This window comes from Methylobacterium sp. Leaf108 (assembly GCF_001423265.1).
GTDB lineage: Bacteria > Pseudomonadota > Alphaproteobacteria > Rhizobiales > Beijerinckiaceae > Methylobacterium.
Genome location: NZ_LMND01000005.1, coordinates 33,333 through 55,178 on the forward strand (window position 1 = coordinate 33,333; position 21,846 = coordinate 55,178).

Genomic DNA, 21,846 nt, shown 5'->3' on the forward strand with positions numbered 1-21,846 from the left:
TTCATAAAAATAGAGTTTGATTACGCGATCAATCGACACCAAACTGTATGATGCTCGATCTCTCACAAGGCCGAGACAATCAATACAAACGTATATACACCGGTTGAGTTCGGAGAGCAAGACGTCCGACGGGGTCGCACCGACCCGCGATCGTGGACCGATCTGGAGGGCCAGCTTACGACTTGGGAACGGTCCATGCGATAAGGGTTGGGTCGGTGGACGCCCACCGTCGACCATCTCGAAGGCCCATGCGCTACCCGCCCCACATCCTCGAAGAGATCCGAGCGCGGTTGCCCGCCTCCGACGTGGTCGGGCGGCGGGTGCGGCTGAAGAAGGCCGGGCGCGAGTGGCGCGGGCTGTCGCCGTTCAACGCGGAAAAGTCGCCGTCCTTCTACGTCAACGACCAGAAGCAGTTCTACCATTGCTTCTCGTCGGGCAAGCACGGCGACGTGTTCACCTTCCTGATGGAGACGGAAGGCCTGAGCTTCCCCGAAGCGGTGGAGCGGCTGGCCTCGGAGGCCGGCGTCGCACTGCCCAGCCCCAGCGCCGACACCCGGGCGATGGAGACCAAGCGCAAGGGCGCCTTCGAGGTGATGGAACTCGCCGCCGCCTTCTTCGAGGAGCAACTGCGCGGGCGCCCCGGCGCCTCGGCCCGCGCCTACCTCGACGGCCGCGGCCTCACGCCCGAGATCCGCGCCCGCTTCCGGCTCGGCTACGCCACCGGTGACCGCTACGGCCTGCGCGACCACCTCGCGGCCAAGGACGTCGAGAAGGAGCTGATGGCCGAACTCGGGCTGCTGGTCTCGGGCGACGACATCGCCGTCCCCTTCGACAAGTTCCGCGACCGCATCATCTTCCCGATCACCGACAGCCGCGGCCGGGTCATCGCCTTCGGCGGCCGGGCGATGCAGGCCGAGGCCAAGGCCAAGTACCTGAACTCGCCGGAGACGCCGCTCTTCCACAAGGGGCAGGTGCTCTACAACCTGCACGGCGCCCGCAAGAGCGCCCACGACCGCGGCACCATCGTCGCCGTGGAGGGCTATGTCGACGTCATCGCCATGACCATGGCCGGCCACGCCAACGCCGTGGCCCCGATGGGGACGGCCCTGACCGAGGAGCAGCTCGCCCTGCTCTGGCGCCATGCCGACGAGCCGATCCTGTGCTTCGACGGCGATGCCGCCGGCCAGCGCGCCGCGCTCAGGGCGATCGAGACCGCCCTGCCGTCCCTGGAGCCGGGCAAGTCGCTGCGGTTCGCGCTCCTGCCCGAGGGCCAGGACCCCGACGACCTGTTGCGGTCGGGCGGCCCGTCCGCGATCGACACGGTGCTCGCCGGCGCCCGCCCCCTCGTCGAGGTGCTGTGGTCGCGCGCCCTCGAAGCCGGCCCCGTCGACACGCCCGAGCGCCGGGCGGGCCTCGCCAAGGCGGTGCGGGCGATGGTGGCCGGCATCCGCGACGAGACCGTGCGGCGGTTCTATCGCGACGAGATCGAGGATCGCCTGCGCAGTCTCTCGCCGCAGGGCGGCCCGGCCCGGCGCCGCGACGACGGGCGGGCGCCGTATCAGCCGCGCGGCGGCCCGCGGCGCGGGCGCATGGACGAGCCCGCGCCCTCGCCGCGGATCACCACCACCTTCAACCCGCTCTTTGCCGGGGCCACCGGCGCCTCGGGCCATGCCGCCTTCCGCGACCGCGAGGCCATGATCGTGGCGAGCCTGCTCGTCCACCCGGAACTGCTCGGCATCGAGGCCGAGGACCTCTCCGCACTGGTCCTCGACGATCCGGACGCCCAGGCCCTGCGCTCGCTCCTGCTCGACGCCCATGCCGAGGCGCACCAACCGGAGGTGGAGGTTCTGGCCAACCGCATCGAGCGGGCGGGTTTGCAGGCCGCCGTGACCCGGCTATCCTCCCACGTCAGGCCCGGAGACCGCTGGGCCCTCGATCCGCACGCGGATTCCGTGCGGCTCGAAGACGCATTGCGTCAGGCCGTGATCTTGCACTGCAAGTCAGGCGCGCTAAATAGCGAACTCCGCCAAGCCGAGCGGGCCCTGGCCGAAGACCCGACCGAGGCCAATTTTGCTTGGCTATGCGACGTGAAGGACCGTCTGGCGGTGATCGCCGGGGCCGAGGCGGAAGCGGATGTGCCGGAGGAGGGCGATCCGCCCAGGCTTTGAGCCTTCGGCGAACGCCGTGGCGGCCGCCCGATCGCGGGCCATAGTTAACAATCGGTCAAGCGTCTTGCTTGCATACCGGGATCTGACATCGACGCGGTCGCATCCGAGCCTCCGCAGACCAATATGAAAGTGCGGCATCGACCGCGTGGGGCGTTCTCGCTCCCGCTCGATGTACGTGCGGCAACAATAGGCTGATCATGGCAACCAAGGCAACGGAACGGGACGAGACGGATGCTGCCCCCGAGCAACAGACCGACGGACCGCTCCTCGACCTGACGGATGCCTCCGTCAAGCGGATGGTGAAGCTCGCCAAGAAGCGCGGCTACATCACCTATGAGGAGATCAACGAGGTCTTGCCCGACGGGCAATCCGACCCCGACCAGATCGAGGATGTCCTGTCCCAGCTCTCCGAGATGGGCATCAACGTCGTCGAGGCCGAGGAGACCGAGGACGCCGCGACCGAGAAGCCCGCCAACGGCGAGGCTTCCGACGACGAGGAGGCCGCCGAGGGGACCGAGGTCGCCGAGATCGCGCCGGCCAAGGCCGTGGCCCTGCGCGAGACCACCACCAAGGAGCCCACCGACCGCACGGACGATCCCGTGCGCATGTACCTGCGCGAGATGGGCTCGGTGGAGCTGCTCTCCCGCGAGGGCGAAATCGCCATCGCCAAGCGGATCGAGGCCGGTCGCGAGGCGATGATCGCGGGCCTGTGCGAAAGCCCGCTGACGTTCCAGGCGATCATCATCTGGCGCGACGAACTCGTCGACGGCCGGGTGCTCCTGCGCGACATCATCGACCTCGAGGCCACCTACGCCGGGCCGGACGCCAAGAACGCGCCGCAGATCGCCGAGGGTGAGGAGGGCGAGGAAGCCGAGGCCGAGGCGCCGATCCCCGCCGAGGGCAGCGACGACGACGACGACATGGAGAACAACGTCTCGCTCGCGGCGATGGAAGCCGAGATCAAGCCGCGCGTGCTCGAGACGTTCGACAACATCGCCAACAACTACAAGAAGCTGCGCAAGCTCCAGAACGAGCACGGCGAGATCAAGGCCGGCGGCGGAACCCAGACGGCGGCCCAGGGCAAGAAGCAGTCCGAGCTCAAGGACACCGTCGTCGCCGACGTGAAGTCCCTGTCCCTCAATGCCAACCGCATCGAGGCCCTGGTCGAGCAGCTCTACGACATCAACAAGCGCCTCATCAGCCATGAGGGCCGCCTGATGCGCTACGCCGAGACCCACGGCGTCGCCCGCGACGAGTTCCTGCGCCACTACCAGGGCTGGGAGCTCGACCCGAACTGGATGGAGCGGGTCGGCAAACTCGGCGGCAAGGGCTGGAAGAACCTCGTCGAGAAGGGCGCTAAGCAGGTCGGCGACCTACGCGAGCAGATCCTGACCCTGGCCTCCGAGACCGGCCTCGAGATCGGCGAGTACCGCAAGATCGTCAACATGGTCCAGAAGGGCGAGCGCGAAGCCCGCCAGGCCAAGAAGGAGATGATCGAGGCGAACCTGCGCCTCGTGATCTCCATCGCCAAGAAGTACACCAACCGCGGCCTGCAGTTCCTGGACCTGATCCAGGAGGGCAACATCGGCCTGATGAAGGCGGTCGACAAGTTCGAGTACCGCCGCGGCTACAAGTTCTCGACCTACGCCACCTGGTGGATCCGGCAGGCCATCACCCGCTCGATCGCGGACCAGGCCAGGACGATCCGCATCCCGGTGCACATGATCGAGACGATCAACAAGATCGTCCGGACCTCGCGCCAGATGCTGCACGAGATCGGCCGCGAGCCGACCCCGGAGGAATTGGCCGAGAAGCTGGCCATGCCCCTGGAGAAGGTCCGCAAGGTTCTCAAGATCGCCAAGGAGCCGATCTCCCTGGAGACGCCCATCGGCGACGAGGAAGACTCGCATCTCGGCGACTTCATCGAGGACAAGAACGTCGTCCTCCCCATCGACGCGGCGATCCAGTCGAACCTGCGCGAGACCACGACCCGCGTGCTCGCCTCGCTCACGCCCCGCGAAGAGCGGGTGCTGCGGATGCGCTTCGGCATCGGGATGAACACCGACCACACCCTCGAAGAGGTCGGCCAGCAGTTCTCCGTGACCCGCGAGCGCATCCGGCAGATCGAGGCGAAGGCGTTGCGCAAGCTCAAGCACCCGAGCCGTAGCCGGAAGCTGCGCAGCTTCCTCGACAACTGAGGCCGATTGGGCCGGGCGGCCCTTCGCCCGCCCCGATGGGGCGGGCGAAGGGTTGTCAGGACGGGAATCGCCGGCCGCCGCGAGGGATAGCGGCCGTTGCCATGGCCGGTCGTTGTCGTTGCCAGAATGCGCCGGAGCGGACCCCAAGCCTCGACGCCCATCCCTGTAGACGACAGAAGTTGCCCTCAACTCCAGACTTCCGTCTGTCGGGACATGCGAGCGGGCGGAGAAGGCCCTGTCGCACGCTTCCGACCGAGATGCAGACCATACATACGGACCGGAGGGGGGGGACCCCTCCGTGTGCCAGTCACCACCAGGAGCGCGGACGGCTCGGTGCCGGCGTCCACAGGCCGGGCTCGCCGAGGTCGTTGGACGGGCGCTCGGCGGTGGCGGCCCGGGTCGAGCGGCGCGGGACGGAGGCGGGAGCCGGGTCGGCGACCGGCCGCGCCACCTGAGTAGGAGCGACCTGAGTAGGAGCCACCTGGGCCGGGCGTCGGCGCGGCTCGGGCGAGAGCTTGACCATCGCCGGCCCGGCACCGCCGAGGCCGAGGGCGGCCTTCATGCGGGCATCGTGGCCGTAGAGGTCGGGCAGGGTGCGGTAGGCGCCGCCGTCGTCGACGTAGGCGGTGAAATACGCCAGGTGGACCGGCAGCTTCTGCGTCAGCCGGATCGTGCGCTCGCCCTTGCCGATCAGGCCCTTCAGCCGCGAACTCGACCATTCCTCCGGCAGTACGGAATCGGCGAACCGGAAGGGATCGTCGACCCGCACGCAGCCGTGGCTCAACGCCCGCTGCGAGGCGGCGAACAGGGAGCGGTTGGGCGTGTCGTGCAGGTAGACGGCATGATTGTTGGGGAACATGAACTTGATGAAGCCCAGCGCGTTGCGCTCGCCCGGAGGCTGGCGCACCGACACGGTCTTGCCGCTGTAGACGACCTGATAGCCGCGCCGGGCGGCGTAGTTGGGGTCGCGGGCGAGACCGGGCAGGAACTCGTTCTTGAGGATCGAGGGCGGCACGTGCCAGGACGGATTGACCACCGCGTATTCCATCGCGCCCGAGAAGATCGGGGTCGGCGACTCGGTCTTGCCGACGATCACCCGCGCCTCGTCGCGCTGGCGCCCGTCGCGCACCACGCGCAGGCGGAACTCGGGGATGTTGACCATGACGTAGTCGGGACCGAGGTCCGACGGCAGCCAGCGCCAGCGTTCCATGTTGACGATGAGCGCGGCCTCGTCGGCGGTTCCGGTGGGGGCTGCCCCCTCTGACGACGCCAGGGCGGCCACCGTCTGGGCGGTGAGGTGCCCGTTGGCCGGCAGGCCGCGGCGCTTCTGGAACGCGCCGACGGCGGCGACCACGGCCTGGTCGTAGGCATCGGGCTCGCCCGGAGCGGCATCGAGGGTTCCGGCGGTCCGGGTCTCCAGGTCGAAATGCGTGCGGATGGCCGGCACCCGCGGATCGCGCATGCCGAGCTTGAGCACCGGCCCCGCCGGCAGCCGCAGCGTCCCGGAGACGGGCGGCTGGCTGTGGCCGCGGCCCGCGGCGAGGCGAGCCTTGAGGGCACGGTAACCCGGCTGGTCGGGATTGAACCGCTGCAGCAGCGCCCCGGCCTCGGTGCCGGCGGTGGCGAGGCGCCCCAGCACAGCGTCGGGCGCGGGCAGGTCGAGGGTCGGCGTGATGAGGCGGGACAGGTTGGTAAGGGAGATGCGGCCGCCGCGGGCGTCGCGGGCGTAGAGGACGACGGCCGAGGACAGCTTCAGGTCGGCCTGGGCCACCTCGGCCTCGGTGAGCTTGGCGGTGCCGAGCACCGGGGCCGGATAGGCGAGGGGGTCGAGGCCGTCCTCGCCGGCCTGCGCCAGGCGCCCCATGACCGCCTTGGCCGCCGCCGAGAAGGCGCCGTCGACGATCCAGGCCGGCTTGAAGGCGCCGAGCGCATAGAACGCCTGGATCGCCTCGCGCTCCTTGGTGGTCAGGCGTGCGAGGAGCGGCGCCGGATCGGCGAGGCGGGCGGCGACAGCGGCGGCGAGGGGATCCGAGGGCGGCGGCGGAACGGCCGTCACCTGGGCGGGCGCGTCGGGCGCCGGCGGCGAGGCGGACGCCGCGCCATCGGCCGGGAGGGGGAGGGACGGGCGCAGCGGCTCCGTCGAGGGCTCGGCGGGCGCTGTGCCCTGCGAAACCCCGACCGGCTGAGGATCGGTCGATTGGGTCCCGGTGATCTGGGCTTGGGTGATCTGGGCTTGGGCGACCTGGGCTTGGGCGACCTGGGCGATCACCGCCTGACCGATGCAGGCGCTCAGGGCAACGGCCAGAACCACGGCGGCGGGACGCGAAGCGCCGGTGACGGATGCGCCCATGACCAAAGCTCCTCGGAATCCGGCCAGCCGGCCCGTTCCAGGTTAGAGACCATCATATCAATCTCGGCCGTGCGCAACCACACGTTAAACGCACGACCGCGGCACGGCAGCGGCAGGCCCTCGCGGGTCCGACCATCGCGGGAGTCCTCAGGCCGCGGCCTCGTCGGGCTTGTCCTCGGCGTCGAGGCCGAGGTCCTTGAGCTTGCGATACAGCGTCGAGCGCCCGATGCCGAGCCGCCTCGACACCTCCGACATGCGACCGCGATAGAATTGCAACGCGAAACGGATGGTCTCGCTCTCGACGACGTCCATCGTCTTCATCTCGCCGGTCTCCTCGACCACCAGCGAGAGGGCGTGGGGATCGCGCACCTCCACCCGGACGATCTCGCGGACGGGGTCGGGCATGCCGGGCTGCACCATCGGCTGGCTGGGTGCGGCCGGGATGCGCACGTCGAACCCTGCCACCTGCGCCGCGATCTGCGGGAATTCGGCCACCGTCAGTTCGTCGCTGTCGGCGAGCACCACCGCACGGAACAGGGCGTTCTCGAGCTGACGGACGTTGCCGGGCCAGCCGTACCGGGTCAGGAGCGCCATCGCCTCGGGGGTCACCGCCCGCACCCGCTTGCCTTCCTCGGCGGCGAAGCGCGCGCAGAACGAGCGCACGAGATCCGGGATGTCCTCGCGCCGGGCCCGCAGGGGCGGCAGGGTCATCGGGAAGACGTTGAGGCGGTAGTAGAGGTCTTCGCGAAAGCGCCCCTGCTTGACGAGGTCGAGGAGGGAGCGGTTCGTCGCCGAGATCAGGCGGATGTCGACCCGCACGCTGCGCTTGGCGCCGACCGGATCGACCTCGCCCTCCTGCAGGGCGCGCAGGAGCTTGACCTGTGCGTCGAGGGGAAGCTCGCCGATCTCGTCGAGGAACAGCGTGCCGCCCGAGGCCTCCACGAACTTGCCGGTGTGGCGCTCGGTGGCGCCGGTGAAGGCCCCCTTCTCGTGGCCGAACAGGGTCGATTCCACGAGGTTGTCGGGGATGGCGCCGCAGTTGACGGTGACGAAGGCCTTGCCGCGCCGGTCGCCCGAGCCCTGGATCGCGCGCGCCAGCACCTCCTTGCCGACGCCGGATTCGCCCTCGATCAGCACCGGGATGTTGGACTTGGCGGACCGCTCGGCCAGCCGCATGACCCGATCCATGTCGGGGCTCTTGGAGGCGAGGTCCTTGAAGGTCAGCGAGCCGGAGGCCCGCCGGCGCATGCGCCGCACCTCCTCTTCGAGCTGATCGACCTTCAGCGCGTTCTTGATCGAGACCTGGAGGCGCTCGGCGCCCGCCGGCTTGACGACGAAGTCGATGGCACCGGCGCGCATCGCCGTGACCACGGCATCGATGGAGCCGTTGGCGGTCTGGACGATGACCGGGGTGTCGATTCCGGACTTGCGCAGCTCGGCCATGACGCCGAGGCCGTCGAGGCCGCCGGGCATCACGAGGTCGAGCAGCACCACGTCGATGGGCTCGCCGGTCTTCAGCATCTCGATGGCCTGCTCGCCGCCCTCGGCGACCCTGGCCTCGAAACCGAGGCGGCGCACCATCGCCTCGGCGAGGCGCCGCTGCACCGGGTCGTCGTCGACGATGAGGACGGTTGTCGACATGCGGTGAAGCCCCGGGTCCGCTCGGGCGCAGCGGTGAGCGCGAGGAGGAACCTCCGCGTGACACCGGCCGGCCGCTGTTTCGTTTCGAAGCGTACCGTGGCGCAAGACCGTAAAGCTGGCCTTAACGACGAATGGCGGTCGTGCCCGCCCCTCGCCGACCCTCGCCGATGCCTGCGACCGGTTGCCCCTGGCGATTGGGGCTGCCCGATCGGTTGATCGCGGACCGCCGGCGTTCGATATGATCGCGCGCGGCGCTCGATCGCCGGAACGACGTCGCGGCGCCCGGGTGCCGCCAGGGAAAAGTAGGTCAGCATGTCGAGCCGATCCGTCGCCAACGCCACGCCGCCGGCCCCGGTGCGGCAATCCGAGGGAGCGCACGCCGCGCGGGCGGCCGCCCTGGCGGTGGACCTGGGCGCCCTGCCGGAATGGGACCTGTCCGATCTCTACGCGGGCATCGAGTCGGACGATTTCCGGGCCGACCTCGCCAGGGCCGAGGCGCGGTGCAAGGCCTTTTTGGAGCGCTATGCCGGCAAGATCGCGGTCCTGGCGGGCACTCCGGATGCCTCGGTTCTGCTGGGCGAGGCGGTGGCCGAATACGAGGGGGTCGAGGATCTGCTCGGCCGCCTGATGTCGTTCGCCGGCCTCGTCTATTCCGGCGACACCACCGACGAGCGCCGGGAAAAGTTCTACGGCGACACCCAGGAGCGCCTGACCAAGGCCGCCGGCGACCTCCTGTTCTTCACCCTCGAACTCAACCGGGTCGAGGACGCGGTGATGGATGGAGCGATGGCGGCGGGGCCGCTCGCGCATTACCGCCCGTGGGTCGAGGACCTCCGCCGCGAAAAGCCGTTCCAGCTCGACGACCGCCTCGAAAAGCTGTTCCTCGAGAAATCCGTCACCGGCCGGGCCGCCTGGAACCGGCTGTTCGACGGCACCATCGCCTCCCTGCGGTTCACGGTGCAGGGCGAGCAGCTCACCCTCGAACCGACGCTCAACAAGCTCCAGGATTCGGACGGCTCCGTCCGCAAGGCCGCCGCCGGGGCCCTCAGCGAGGTGTTCCGGGCGAACCTGCGCACCTTCACGCTGATCACCAACACCCTGGCCAAGGACAAGGAGATCGCCGATCGCTGGCGCGGGTTCTCGGACGTCGCCGACGCGCGCCACCTCGCCAACCGCGTCGAGCCGGAGGTGGTGGCGGCCATGGTCGAGGCGGTGCAGGCCGCCTATCCGCGCCTGTCGCACCGCTACTATCGCCTGAAGGCCAAGTGGTTCGGCGTCGACGCGCTCCCCTACTGGGACCGCAACGCGCCGCTGCCGCGGGTCGAGCAGCGCACCATTCCCTGGGCGGAGGCCCGCGACACGGTGCTCGACGCCTACGGCGCGTTCTCGCCGCGCATGGCCGACATCGCCAGGACGTTCTTCGACCGGCGCTGGATCGACGCGCCGACCCGGCCGGGCAAGGCGCCGGGCGCTTTCGCCCATCCCACCGTGCCTTCGGCGCATCCCTATGTGCTGGTGAACTACCAGGGTAAGCCGCGCGACGTGATGACGTTGGCGCACGAGCTCGGCCACGGCGTCCACCAGGTGCTGGCCTCGCCCAACGGCGCCCTGATGGCGCCGACGCCCCTGACGCTGGCCGAGACCGCGAGCGTGTTCGGCGAGATGCTGACCTTCCGTCGCCTGCTCTCGGGCATCACCGCACCGGCGCAACGCCGCGCGATGCTGGCGGCCAAGGTCGAGGACATGATCAACACGGTGGTGCGCCAGATCGCGTTCTACGCCTTCGAGCGCAAGGTCCACCTTGCTCGGAGCCAGGGCGAGCTCACCGCGGAAGCCATCAACGCCCTGTGGATGTCGGTGCAGGCGGAGAGCCTCGGACCGGCCATCGCCCTCGACGTGGGCTACGAGCCGTTCTGGGCCTACATCCCGCACTTCATCCACTCGCCGTTCTACGTCTACGCCTACGCCTTCGGCGACTGCCTCGTGAACTCGCTCTACGGCGTCTACGCCAGGGCCGAGGGCGGTTTCGTGGACCGGTATTTCAGCCTGCTCTCGGCGGGCGGCTCGAAACCCTACGGCGAATTGCTGGCTCCCTTCGGCCTCGACGCCCGCGACCCGGGCTTCTGGCAGATCGGCCTGGGGATGATCGAGGGGATGATCGCGGAGCTTGAGGCGATGGAGGGCTGAGGCTTCGATTGTGCCGCCGACCCTTTCCGTTGTACATCGCGTACAACGGAAAGGGTCCCGGCCATGAAGCTCGAAGTCAAGAAGATCGGCAATTCCACCGGACTCATCCTGCCGCGCGAATTGATGGGAAAGCTCAATCTCGCGCAGGGGGATTGGCTCTACGTCACCGAGAACGCGGACGGCTCCGTGCGGCTTTCACCCCTCGACCCGACTTTCGAGCAGGGGATGGAGATCGCCGAGAAGGCGATGAAGACCTATCGCAACGCTCTGTCCGAGCTTGCGAAATGAGCGAAGTTGTCTGGCTGACGAGCGATCTGGTCCAAGCCATACATGCGCGGCAGCTTAAGATGTTCGGCGGGCCTGCTGGCCTACGGGATATCGGAGCCTTGGAATCCGCCCTCGGTCGTCCGCTCAACCGAGCCGCCTATGGCGAGGTGGATCTCGCCGAACTTGCGGCGGCCTACGCCTTCGGCATCGCCAAGAACCATCCCTCCGTCGACGGCAACAAGCGGGCGGCGCTCCTCTCCCTCGTCACCTTCCTTGGCCTCAACGGTATCGACTTTCTGGCCGATGAGGCCGAGGCGGTGTTGATGATCCGTGGCCTCGCCGCCGGCGACGTCGACGAAACCGGCCTCACGCGCTGGATCAGGGACAACTGGCCCGCCGCCTGAACGGCCGCGACCCGCCGCCTCAGCGCCCTGACATCGGCGGGCGGACGGCTTATGTGCGAAGCGTCATTCCTTAGAGCGGACACCCGTCGATGGCCGACCACGACAGCGAAGCCAATCGCTTCTCCGCCCGCGCCAGCCGCTATGCCCGCGTCGGCGCCAATGTCGGCGGCGTCGCCGCGCGCATGGCCGGGGCCAAGCTGTTCGGTGCGAAGGGCGGCGAGACGCCGAGCAACGCCGCCGCCCTGGCCCAGGCCCTGGGCGGGCTCAAGGGGCCGATCATGAAGGTGGCGCAGCTGCTGGCCACCGTGCCCGACCTCCTGCCCCCCGAATACGCCGCCGAATTGCAGAAGCTGCAGGCCGATGCGCCGCCCATGGGCGCGGCCTTCGTCAAGCGCCGGATGATGGCCGAGCTCGGCCCCGACTGGCAGAAGCGGTTCGCCAGCTTCGACCTCAAGCCCGCCGCGGCGGCCTCCCTGGGCCAGGTCCACAAGGCGGTCGGCCTCGACGGCACGCCCTTCGCCTGCAAGCTCCAGTATCCCGACATGCAGTCGGCGGTGGAGGCCGACCTCAAGCAGCTGGAGGTCGCCTTCGCCCTGCATCGCCGCCTGAGTTCGTGGCTCGACACCCGCGAGATCGCCAAGGAAATCGGTGCCCGGGTGCGCGAGGAGCTCGACTACGAGCGCGAGGCCAAGCACGCGGTCCTCTACGGCAACGTGCTGCGCGACATCGAGGTGGTGCGGGTGCCCGCCATCCACCACGACCTCTCCACCAAGCGGCTTCTCACCCTCGGTTGGCTGGAGGGCGAGAAGATCCTCAACTTCGCCGATGGGCCGATCGAGACGCGTAATCACCTCGCCCAGTCGATGTTCAAAGCGTGGTGGCATCCCTTCAGCCGGGCCGCCGTCATCCACGGCGACCCGCATCTGGGCAATTACACCGTCTTCTCCGAGGACGGACGGCCCGGCGGCATCAACCTGCTCGACTACGGTTGCGTACGGATCTTCCACCCCCGCTTCGTCGGCGGCGTGGTCGACCTCTATCGCGGCCTCCTCACCGACGACCATTCCCGCATCGTCCACGCCTACGAGACCTGGGGATTCAAGAACCTCAACCGCGAACTCATCGACATCCTCAACATCTGGGCCCGTTTCATCTACGGCCCGCTCCTGGAAGACCGGACGCGCACGGTGGCCGATGGCGTCAAGCCCGGCGAATACGGCCGCCGCCAGGCCTTCGCCGTGCACCAGGCGCTCAAGGAGCGCGGCCCGGTCACGGTCCCGCAGGAATTCGTCTTCATGGACCGGGCCGCCGTCGGCCTCGGCGCGGTCTTCCTGCACCTGCGCTCGGAACTGAACTACCACAGGCTGTTCGAGGCGGAGATCGACCGCTTCAGCCTCGACGAGCTGGCGGTCCGCCAGAGCGAGGCCCTGGCCGTCGCCGGCCTGCCCGACCCACTCTGAGACCCGACCCGCTCACTGCGAATCCCCACAAAAACCGCGGCCTGGTATTCCAAGCCGTCCGCAACTCGATTGCGGGCCGCCTAGGCTTGCGCTAAATCCCCTTGGAACCAATCAAGACGACGCCACGGGGACGACCATCAGATGGCCGATACGAAGACCACGTCCGGTTTCACCTACAGCCCGGCGATGGACGACAAAACGCACGAACAGACCTATCGTGGCTTCGTCCGCTTCGTGGAAATCGGCACCGGCGTCGTACTCTGCTGGGTCCTCGCCCTGGCCGTCGGCGGCATCCGTGAAGCCTGGCTGATGGCCATCTTCGGCGTCTTCCTGTCGGGCGCGGCCGGTGCTTTGGGCGCCCTGTCCCCGGCGGTCGGCTGGAAGGGACCCCTCGCGGTCGGCATCCTGCTCGCCCTGTATCTCGCCTTCGCCTGACGCCGCCGCTACCCGGCCACGATCACGGTCTTCATCCCGAGGGAATCGTTGAATGCGCGTCGCTGTCCTGTGTGAGACGGATCCCGCGGAGCCGCGGGTCGCGGCGGTCCCCGAAACGGTGAAGAAATTCACGGCCCTCGGTGCTACCGTCGTGGTCCAGTCGGGGGCCGGCACCAAAGCCGGCGTTCCCGACGGCGACTACGAGGCGGCCGGCGCCAGCATCGCCGGTTCGGCCGAAGACGCCGCCCGCGACGCCGACCTCGTCCTGAAGGTGCGCCGCCCAGCCACCGACGAGCTGGCGCTCTACAAGAGCGGCACCACCGTCGTGGCGATCATGGACCCCTACGGCAACGAGGACGCCCTCAAGGCGATGGCCGAGACCGGTCTGTCCACCTTCGCGATGGAGCTGATGCCCCGCATCACCCGCGCCCAGGTGATGGACGTCCTGTCGAGCCAGGCCAACCTCGCCGGCTACCGCGCCGTGGTCGACGGTGCCTCGGAATACGGCCGCGCGATGCCGATGATGATGACGGCCGCCGGCACCGTGCCCGCCGCCCGCGTCTTCGTGATGGGCGTCGGCGTCGCCGGCCTGCAGGCCATCGCCACCGCCCGCCGCATGGGTGCCGTCGTCACCGCCACCGACGTGCGTCCGGCCACCAAGGAGCAGGTCGAGTCGCTGGGCGCCAAGTTCGTCGCCGTCGAGGACGACGAGTTCAAGCAGGCCGAGACGTCGGGCGGCTACGCCAAGGAGATGTCGGCCGAATACCAGAAGAAGCAGGCCGACCTCGTGGCGACCCACATCGCCAAGCAGGACATCGTCATCACCACCGCACTCATCCCGGGTCGGCCCGCCCCCAAACTCGTCTCCGAGGCGATGGTCGCCTCGATGAAGCCGGGCTCGGTCCTGATCGATCTCGCGGTGGAGCGCGGCGGCAACGTCGAGGGCGCCAAGGCGGGCGAGATCGTGGTGACGGGCAACGGCGCCAAGATCGTCGGTCACCTCAACGTGCCCGGCCGGCTCGCGGCCACCGCTTCGAGCCTCTACGCGCGCAACCTCTACGCCTTCGTCGAGACGCTGGTGGACAAGGAAGCCAAGACCCTGGCCGTCAAGTGGGACGATGAACTCGTCAAGGCCACGAACCTGACCCGCGACGGCCAGGTGGTCCACGCCGCCTTCCAGCCCAAAGCCTGATCCCGTCGGAGGACCCTAGATGGCCACGCTTCCACCAGACCTGGCGGCCGAACAGGCGCGCGCCGCCGCCGCCGCCGCGCGCACCGCCGCCGACATCGCCCGCCAGAACGCCGATCAGGCGCAGAGCATCGCCGACAGCATCGGCCACGGCCTCTCAGCCGTGACCCACGGGGCCGTCGACCCCTTCGTCTTCCAGCTGGCGACCTTCGTGTTGGCGATCTTCGTCGGCTACTACGTGGTCTGGTCGGTGACCCCGGCCCTGCATACGCCGCTGATGTCGGTGACCAACGCCATCTCCTCCGTGATCATCGTCGGCGCCATCCTGGCCGCCGGCGTGCCGCTCATCGAGCATGGAACCGGCTGGGCCCGCTTCTTCGGGTTTCTCGGCATCGTCTTCGCCAGCGTGAACATCTTCGGCGGGTTCCTCGTCACCCAACGCATGCTCGCCATGTACAAGAAGAAGGCCTGAGACGATGTCCCAGAACGTCTCCAGCCTGCTCTACATCGTCGCCGGCATCCTGTTCATCATGGCGCTGCGGGGGCTCTCGCACCCGACCACCTCCCGGCAAGGCAACCTCTACGGCATGGTGGGCATGGGCCTCGCCGTGCTCACCACCCTCGTCGGCCATCCGCCCTCGGGTGCGGGTGCCTGGCTGATCGTGCTCCTCGGCCTCGCCATCGGTGGCGGTGCGGGCGCCCTCATCGCCAAGCGCGTGCCGATGACGGCGATGCCCGAGCTCGTGGCGGCCTTCCACTCCCTGGTCGGCCTCGCGGCGGTGGCCGGCGCGGCGGGCACCCTCTACGCGCCCCAGGCGGTCGGCATCCTCGAGAACGGCCACATCCACAAGGAGTCGCTGTTCGAGATGGCGCTCGGTGTCGCCATCGGCGCCATCACCTTCACGGGCTCGGTCATCGCCTTCGCCAAGCTCTCCGGGCGGATGTCGGGCAAGCCGATCATCCTGCCCCAGCGCCATGCCATCAACATCGTGCTGGCGATCGTCCTGGTGGCGATGATCGCGATGTTCATCGGCACCGAGAGCAAGCTCCTGTTCTGGCTCATCGTGATGGTGTCCTTCGTGCTCGGCGGACTCCTGATCATCCCGATCGGCGGCGCCGACATGCCGGTGGTCGTGTCGATGCTCAACTCCTACTCGGGTTGGGCGGCGGCCGGCATCGGCTTCACGCTGGGCAACCTCGCGCTGATCATCACCGGCGCGCTGGTGGGCTCCTCGGGTGCGATCCTGTCCTACATCATGTGCAAGGCGATGAACCGGTCGTTCATCTCGGTGATCCTCGGCGGCTTCGGCGGTGACGCCGTGGCGGCCGGCGCCGGTGGCGCCGTCGAGACGCGCCCGGTCAAGCAGGGTTCGGCGGACGACGCCGCCTACATCATGAAGAACGCCGAGCGGGTCATCATCGTCCCGGGCTACGGCATGGCGGTGGCCCAGGCCCAGCACAGCCTGCGCGAGATGGCGGACATGCTCAAGAAAGAGGGCGTGGACGTGAAATACGCGATCCACCCCGTCGCCGGCCGCATGCCCGGCCACATGAACGTGCTGCTCGCCGAAGCCAACGTGCCCTACGACGAGGTGTTCGAACTCGAGGACATCAACGGCGAGTTCCCGCAGGCCGACGTGGCCTTCGTGATCGGCGCCAACGACGTCACCAACCCCGCCGCCAAGACCGACAAGGCCTCGCCGATCTACGGCATGCCGATCCTCGACGTGGAGAAGGCCAAGACCGTGCTGTTCATCAAGCGCGGCATGGGCTCGGGCTATGCCGGCGTCGAGAACGAGGTGTTCTTCCGCGACAACACCATGATGCTGTTCGGCGACGCCAAGAAGGTCGTGGATTCGATCCTCAAGAACCTCTGAGCGATCCCAGGGGAAGGCCTCCCCGACGACTCCAACACGAGAAGGGGCCGGCAACCGATGCCGGCCCCTTCGTCGTTCGGCGGGGTCGACGGCTCAGGCCGTCTGCCGTCGGTCACTCCGCGATGCGGATAGGGCCTTGGCTCGGGTGCCGCGTCGGTCGCCGATGCGGCCCACCGTGTCGAGCGACCGCCGGCCATGGGCGACAGGAACCGGCCGGGTGGCGCCGGACGGGTCCGAGCGGGTAGGGTGGCGCCCGTGTCAGCCGCATCCGTCCTCGCCCCGCCCCGCGCCTTCCTCGACGTCTCCGCATCGGTCCTGGGGCGGACTTGGCGCGACCGCTGCGCCGATGCCGCCCTTCAGGCCGATGCCGCCACCATGACGCAGGCCCACGGCCTGCCTGACCTCCTGGCCAGGGTCCTGGCCGGTCGCGGCATCCGGCCGGCGCAGGCTCAGGCGCACCTGCAGCCGCGCCTGCGCGATCTGATGCCCGACCCCTCCTGCCTCGTGGACATGGGCCCGGCCGTCGAGCGCCTCGCCCGGGCCTGCCGGACCGGCGAGACCGTGGCGATCTTCGGCGACTACGATGTCGACGGGGCCGCGAGCGCCAGCCTGTTGGCCGGCTACCTGCGCCATCTCGGCGTCGAGGCCCGCATCCACATCCCCGACCGGATCACCGAGGGCTACGGCCCCAATGTCGGCGCCGTCACCGATCTAGCGCAGGCGGGCGCCACGCTGCTCGTCACCGTGGATTGCGGGACGGCGGGCCACGCGCCGTTCGAGGCCGCGGCGAGGCTCGGCCTCGACGTCGTCGTGCTCGACCACCACGGCGCGCCCGAGCATCTGCCGCAGGCCCGCGCCATCGTGAACCCCAATCGCCTCGACGACCTCTCGGGCCTCGGCCACCTCTGCGCGGCGGGCGTCGTCTTCCTGACCCTGGTCGCCCTGAACCGGTTCCTCCGCGGCGCCGGCATGCCGGCGACCCGGCTGCCCGACCTCCAGGACGGGCTCGACCTCGTGGCCTTGGCCACCGTCGCCGACGTGGTGCCGCTGCACGGGCTCAACCGCGCCTTCGTGGTGCAGGGGCTCACCGTCATGCGGGCGCGGGGGCGGCTCGGGCTCGCCGCCCTCCTCGACGCGGCGGCCCTGACCGAGCCGCCGGAAGCCTGGCATCTCGGCTATCTCCTCGGTCCGCGCATTAATGCCGGGGGACGCATCGGGGACGCCTCCCTCGGGGCGCGCCTCCTCCTGACGCGGGATGGCGCCGAGGCGACGCGCATCGCCGCCGAACTCGACCGGCTCAACCGCGAGCGCCAGGTCGTCGAGGCGCAGGCCGTGGACGAGGCAGAGGCCGAGATGGACCGCGCGCTCGGCCTCGATCCCGACCAGCCGGTGCTGGTGACCGGCTCGGCCGATTGGCATCCGGGCATCGTTGGCCTCATCGCCGCCCGGCTGAAGGAGCGTTTCGGGCGGCCGGCCTTCGCCTTCGCCTTCAGGCCCGACGGCAGCGCGGTCGGGTCCGGCCGTTCGATCGCCGGGGCCGACCTCGGCGAGGCGGTGCGCACGGCGGTGGCGGCGGAGATCGCCGTGAAGGGCGGCGGCCACGCCATGGCGGCGGGGGTTACCATGGCCGGGACGGATCTCGCGCGGCTGCGCGACCATCTCCGCGACCGCCTCGGCACGGCCGTGGCGCAGGCGCGGACCGTGGACGCGCTGCTCCTCGACGGGACCGTCAGTGCCGGGGGCGCCACCGCCGAGATGGTCCGAACGATCCAGCGGGCCGGGCCGTTCGGGCAGGGTGCGCCCGAGCCGGTCTTCGCGCTGCCCCGGCACAGGATCGTCGACGCCGGCATCGTCGGCACCGGCCATGTCCGGTCGCGCCTGCGCAGCCGCGACGGCCAGACCATCGGCGCCATCTCGTTCCGGGCGGCGCAGGGCCCCCTGGGGCAGGCGATCCTCCAGGGGATCGGCCAGGAATTCCACGTCGCCGGCACGCTGAGCTGCGACCGTTGGCGTGGCACGGAGCGGGCCCAGGTCCGGATCTGCGATCTCTCGCCTGCCGCGGACGCCAACCGATACGGTTGACACCCGCCCGTGCCCTCACCATAAGGACCGCCGCGGACCGGGGTCTCGACAGACACCAGGACACGCGTTTGGGGGAATGTCCCGAGCGGCAAAGGGGGCGGACTGTAAATCCGCTGCGTAAGCTTCGTAGGTTCGAGTCCTACTTCCCCCACCAAGCGCCTCAACCGATCCTCGATCCTGCCAGACGAAATGCCGGCGCATCGGATCGGGTCCGATACGCCGGGATGTGGTCACGCGGGCTTCTCAGCCTGCGCCAAATCGTCGGTGCGCCGCCTCAGCGGCCCTTCTTGTAGAGCTTGCTCGCGATCTCGAAGATTTCCTCGGGCGCGTAATCGGGTGCGAAGGCACCGTAGTTGCCGTCCAGTTCCGGGATCTTGCCGCCCTCGGGGTGGCCGTCGACGATCTCGAGGTTGCCCGGCGGATCGCCCGGAAGCGCCACCTCGTCGTTGGACCAAACGCCGGCGGCCTCGCGGTAGTCGTCGGGGCTGAAATGGTAGAGCCGACGGTGGCTGCCCTCGTCGAGATACTTCTGGCACTCGGGAATGCGGCTGAGGTTGATGTTGGGCGTCGGCAACATCTTCTCGATCTCGACGCCGGTGAGCTTCTTGATGGCCAGCGCGTAGGCGTGGGCGTGGACACCGCCACGGACGAGGAGATAGCCGCAGACCTCGCGGCCGGTGGGATCGGTCAGCGTCTCGTAGACGCGCAGCTTGTGGAGGCGGGCGCCGCATTCGAGATGGAAGTTGTGCAGCAGGTCGATGATCAGGTTACCGGTGGTGGTGACCATGTCCATGTTCCAGGACGCGGCGTTGCTGTTCATCGGCATCGCGCCGCCGCCGTTGCTGAGGAAGCTTCCGGCCAGCCGGATGTCCTGCATGTCCTTGAACGGCGCCTTGGAGATATCGACGTCCTTGGTATCGTCGCCAGGCCCGCAATTGAGCATCGACACGCCGGTCGACACGAGTTCGACGTGCCCCAGCTCCTCGGCGAAGATGCTCGATACGAGGCTATAGAATGGGCGCAGCTTGGTCTTGTTGCGGAAGTTGAAACTCTGGAACATGTAGTTCCCAAGTGTCGACATCTCCCCGTACTTGCCTCCGAGCAGTTCCTGCAAGGCTGCGGCCGCATTGGGATCGGCTCTCTTCGGCTCGGGTAGCTCGGCCTGTAGGCGATCGACGCGCATAAACATAGGTTATGACCTTTCACAACGAGACTGGTCCCGTGAAAGGGTTACCTCGGGATGAGAGGAACTGTTCCGAGGGCCGTCGTGATCGCGACCGCCGGCAACGGTTCGCGGAACGGCCGGCACAGGCGCCATGCGGGGTCGATCGGGACGGGCGGTCAAAGCCGCGCGTCGACCTGCAGGATGTCCACCGGCGCCGGCTCGGCATCGGTGAAGACCGCCGCCGTCAGGGTCCGCCCGAACACGCAGGCGGTGTCGAGGTTGCTGCGGTTGCGGCGCAAATCCGGTCGGCCGGACTTCTGCGGGCTGTGGCCGTGGACCACGTGCTTGCCGAAGTCGAAATCGGTCCCGAGGAAGGGCTCGCGGATCCAGAGGCGGGTGCGGACGTCGGGGTCGATGCCGGGGCGCTCCGGCCGGAAGCCGGCGTGAACGAAATAACGCCGGGCATCCTCGTGGACGGTGGGCAACCGGGCGATCCAACCGAGGACGTCGTGAGGCAACGCCTCCGGATCGTCGATGCCGAACGAGGCGAGGGTGGCGATGCCGCCATTCTCGAGCCACGTCGTGGTCCCCAGCCCGGTGCGGTAGGCTTCGGCCATCAGGGCCTCGTGGTTGCCCATGAGGCAGGTGACGGCACCGGGCTCGCGCGCCTGCAGGGCTCTCAGGGCCGAGACCACCCCGGCGCTATCGGGCCCGCGATCGACGTAGTCGCCGAGAAAGACGAGCCGGCGGCAACGCCCGGCGGCGTGTCGCCCGATCGCGGCCAGGAGCCGGTCGAGGGCATCGCGGCAGCCGTGGATGTCGCCGACGGCGTAGGTGAGGGTCTCCATCGGCAGGTCTCGGTCCCCGGACGTTCGACGCGGCGCGACCACCGGGCCGAACCGCTCGTCGAACCCCGACACGATACCACCGTCACGCGCGATCGTAGCGACCGCGGCGGTCCGACATCGCTCCGGTCGAGCGACCCGCCGACGTGGCCCTTGCGGAACCGGGCGAAGAATCGTAAGCGGGCGCCGAATTTCGACCTGGAACAGGTGTATCTCGGCAATGGCCAAAGAGAAGTTTGCTCGCACGAAGCCGCATTGCAACATCGGCACGATCGGTCACGTCGACCACGGCAAGACGTCGCTGACGGCGGCGATCACGAAGGTCCTGGCCGAGTCGGGCGGGGCGACGTTCACGGCCTACGACCAGATCGACAAGGCGCCCNAGTTTGCTCGCACGAAGCCGCATTGCAACATCGGCACGATCGGTCACGTGGACCACGGCAAGACGTCGCTGACGGCGGCGATCACGAAGGTCCTGGCCGAGTCGGGCGGGGCGACGTTCACGGCCTACGACCAGATCGACAAGGCGCCCGAGGAGAAGGCGCGCGGYATCACGATCTCGACGGCCCACGTCGAGTACGAGACCGCCAACCGGCACTACGCCCACGTCGATTGCCCCGGCCACGCGGATTACGTGAAGAACATGATCACGGGTGCGGCGCAGATGGACGGCGCSATCCTGGTKGTRTCGGCGGCCGACGGCCCGATGCCCCAGACCCGCGAGCACATCCTGCTCGCCCGCCAGGTCGGCGTGCCCGCACTCGTGGTGTTCCTCAACAAGGTCGACCTYGTCGACGACGCCGAGCTCCTCGAGCTCGTSGAGATGGAGGTGCGCGAGCTCCTCTCGAAGTACGACTTCCCCGGCGACGACATCCCGATCACCAAGGGTTCGGCCAAGGTGGCGCTCGACAACGGCGACAAGGCCGTCGGCCACGACGCCGTCATCGCGCTGATGAAGACGGTCGACGAGTACATCCCGCAGCCGGAGCGTCCGATCGACAAGCCGTTCCTGATGCCGATCGAGGACGTGTTCTCGATCTCGGGCCGCGGCACGGTGGTGACCGGTCGCGTCGAGCGCGGCATCGTCAAGGTCGGCGAGACCGTGGAGATCGTCGGGATCCGCGACACCCAGACCACCACGGTCACGGGCGTCGAGATGTTCCGCAAGCTGCTCGACCAGGGCCAGGCCGGCGACAACGTCGGCGTGCTCCTGCGCGGCACCAAGCGCGAGGACGTCGAGCGCGGCCAGGTCGTGTGCAAGCCGGGCTCGGTCAAGCCCCACACCAAGTTCAAGGCCGAGGCCTACATCCTGACTAAGGAGGAGGGCGGCCGCCACACGCCGTTCTTCACCAACTACCGTCCGCAGTTCTACTTCCGCACCACGGACGTGACCGGCGTGTGCGAGCTGCCCGAGGGCACCGAGATGGTGATGCCGGGTGACAGCGTGACCATGGACGTCACCCTGATCGTGCCGGTGGCCATGGAAGAGAAGCTGCGCTTCGCCATCCGCGAGGGCGGTCGCACCGTCGGCGCCGGCGTCGTCGCCGCCATCAACGACTAAGGCCGGAGCCAACCGGA

16 protein-coding genes, 1 tRNA gene and 1 pseudogene are annotated in these 21,846 nt (G+C 68.9%); 14 read left to right on the plus strand and 4 right to left on the minus strand.

Features of this window, described 5'->3' with window-relative positions:
- Nucleotides 1–248 precede the first annotated feature (248 nt).
- A complete protein-coding gene (dnaG, locus tag ASF39_RS05430) occupies nucleotides 249–2,168 on the plus strand; it encodes a DNA primase (protein WP_055883291.1) in 1,920 nt (639 codons plus the stop codon).
- 197 nt (nucleotides 2,169–2,365) lie between these two features.
- On the plus strand, nucleotides 2,366–4,366 hold the full coding sequence (rpoD, locus tag ASF39_RS05435; protein WP_056281731.1) for an RNA polymerase sigma factor RpoD: 2,001 nt from the start codon (nucleotides 2,366–2,368) through the stop codon (nucleotides 4,364–4,366).
- 307 nt (nucleotides 4,367–4,673) lie between these two features.
- On the opposite strand, the gene ASF39_RS05440 is transcribed toward rpoD, so the two are convergent.
- The gene (locus ASF39_RS05440) at nucleotides 4,674–6,716 is read right to left on the minus strand and encodes a L,D-transpeptidase family protein (RefSeq protein ID WP_056281734.1); all 2,043 of its coding nucleotides are present in this window, start codon (nucleotides 6,714–6,716) and stop codon (nucleotides 4,674–4,676) included.
- 147 nt (nucleotides 6,717–6,863) lie between these two features.
- The gene (locus ASF39_RS05445) at nucleotides 6,864–8,357 is read right to left on the minus strand and encodes a sigma-54 dependent transcriptional regulator (RefSeq protein ID WP_055883298.1); all 1,494 of its coding nucleotides are present in this window, start codon (nucleotides 8,355–8,357) and stop codon (nucleotides 6,864–6,866) included.
- A gap of 312 nt (nucleotides 8,358–8,669) precedes the next feature.
- On the opposite strand from ASF39_RS05445, the gene ASF39_RS05450 reads away from it, so the two are divergent.
- The 10 genes from ASF39_RS05450 to ASF39_RS05495 all read left to right on the plus strand — a co-directional run bounded on the left by ASF39_RS05450 (nucleotide 8,670) and on the right by ASF39_RS05495 (nucleotide 18,412).
- The gene (locus ASF39_RS05450) at nucleotides 8,670–10,544 is read left to right on the plus strand and encodes a M3 family oligoendopeptidase (protein WP_056281735.1); all 1,875 of its coding nucleotides are present in this window, start codon (nucleotides 8,670–8,672) and stop codon (nucleotides 10,542–10,544) included.
- 63 nt (nucleotides 10,545–10,607) lie between these two features.
- Nucleotides 10,608–10,832, plus strand: a complete 225-nt coding sequence (locus ASF39_RS05455; protein WP_056281739.1) for an AbrB family transcriptional regulator — start codon at nucleotides 10,608–10,610, stop codon at nucleotides 10,830–10,832.
- Entirely contained in the window at nucleotides 10,829–11,215 is a 387-nt protein-coding gene (locus ASF39_RS05460; RefSeq protein WP_056281740.1) for a type II toxin-antitoxin system death-on-curing family toxin, read from the plus strand. The genes ASF39_RS05455 and ASF39_RS05460 overlap by 4 nt, the downstream gene beginning before the upstream one ends.
- Nucleotides 11,216–11,304: 89 nt before the next feature.
- Nucleotides 11,305–12,675 carry an AarF/ABC1/UbiB kinase family protein gene (locus ASF39_RS05465; RefSeq protein WP_055883307.1) on the plus strand — a complete coding sequence of 457 codons (1,371 nt, stop codon included), beginning with the start codon at nucleotides 11,305–11,307 and terminating at the stop codon, nucleotides 12,673–12,675.
- A 141-nt stretch (nucleotides 12,676–12,816) separates the two neighbouring features.
- On the plus strand, nucleotides 12,817–13,110 hold the full coding sequence (locus tag ASF39_RS05470) for an aa3-type cytochrome c oxidase subunit IV (protein ID WP_055883309.1): 294 nt from the start codon (nucleotides 12,817–12,819) through the stop codon (nucleotides 13,108–13,110).
- Nucleotides 13,111–13,162: 52 nt separating this feature from the next.
- Nucleotides 13,163–14,302 carry a Re/Si-specific NAD(P)(+) transhydrogenase subunit alpha gene (locus ASF39_RS05475; RefSeq protein ID WP_056281743.1) on the plus strand — a complete coding sequence of 380 codons (1,140 nt, stop codon included), beginning with the start codon at nucleotides 13,163–13,165 and terminating at the stop codon, nucleotides 14,300–14,302.
- A 19-nt stretch (nucleotides 14,303–14,321) separates the two neighbouring features.
- The gene (locus tag ASF39_RS05480; protein ID WP_055883312.1) at nucleotides 14,322–14,771 is read left to right on the plus strand and encodes a proton-translocating transhydrogenase family protein; all 450 of its coding nucleotides are present in this window, start codon (nucleotides 14,322–14,324) and stop codon (nucleotides 14,769–14,771) included.
- A 4-nt stretch (nucleotides 14,772–14,775) separates the two neighbouring features.
- Nucleotides 14,776–16,176 carry an NAD(P)(+) transhydrogenase (Re/Si-specific) subunit beta gene (locus ASF39_RS05485; RefSeq protein WP_056281746.1) on the plus strand — a complete coding sequence of 467 codons (1,401 nt, stop codon included), beginning with the start codon at nucleotides 14,776–14,778 and terminating at the stop codon, nucleotides 16,174–16,176.
- Nucleotides 16,177–16,371: 195 nt separating this feature from the next.
- Nucleotides 16,372–18,258: a single-stranded-DNA-specific exonuclease RecJ gene (recJ, locus tag ASF39_RS05490; RefSeq protein WP_056281749.1), complete on the plus strand. Its 1,887-nt coding sequence runs from the start codon at nucleotides 16,372–16,374 to the stop codon at nucleotides 18,256–18,258.
- Between the two features lie 70 nt (nucleotides 18,259–18,328).
- Nucleotides 18,329–18,412: transfer RNA gene (locus tag ASF39_RS05495), tRNA-Tyr, on the plus strand.
- A gap of 120 nt (nucleotides 18,413–18,532) precedes the next feature.
- On the opposite strand, the gene ASF39_RS05500 is transcribed toward ASF39_RS05495, so the two are convergent.
- Both ASF39_RS05500 and ASF39_RS05505 read right to left on the minus strand, forming a co-directional pair.
- Nucleotides 18,533–19,447, minus strand: coding sequence for a manganese catalase family protein (locus tag ASF39_RS05500; RefSeq protein WP_055883317.1), 915 nt, complete (start codon nucleotides 19,445–19,447; stop codon nucleotides 18,533–18,535).
- A gap of 152 nt (nucleotides 19,448–19,599) precedes the next feature.
- A complete protein-coding gene (locus ASF39_RS05505) occupies nucleotides 19,600–20,277 on the minus strand; it encodes a metallophosphoesterase family protein (RefSeq protein ID WP_156648414.1) in 678 nt (225 codons plus the stop codon).
- A 211-nt stretch (nucleotides 20,278–20,488) separates the two neighbouring features.
- Between ASF39_RS05505 and ASF39_RS21075 the strand changes: the two genes are divergently transcribed.
- Nucleotides 20,489–20,650 (plus strand): GTP-binding protein (locus ASF39_RS21075; RefSeq protein ID WP_244472289.1); only part of this gene is annotated, 162 nt, incomplete at its 3' end.
- Between the two features lies 1 nt (nucleotide 20,651).
- A pseudogene (tuf, locus tag ASF39_RS05510) lies at nucleotides 20,652–21,829 on the plus strand (elongation factor Tu); the annotation flags it as partial.
- Between the last annotated feature and the right edge of the window lie 17 nt (nucleotides 21,830–21,846).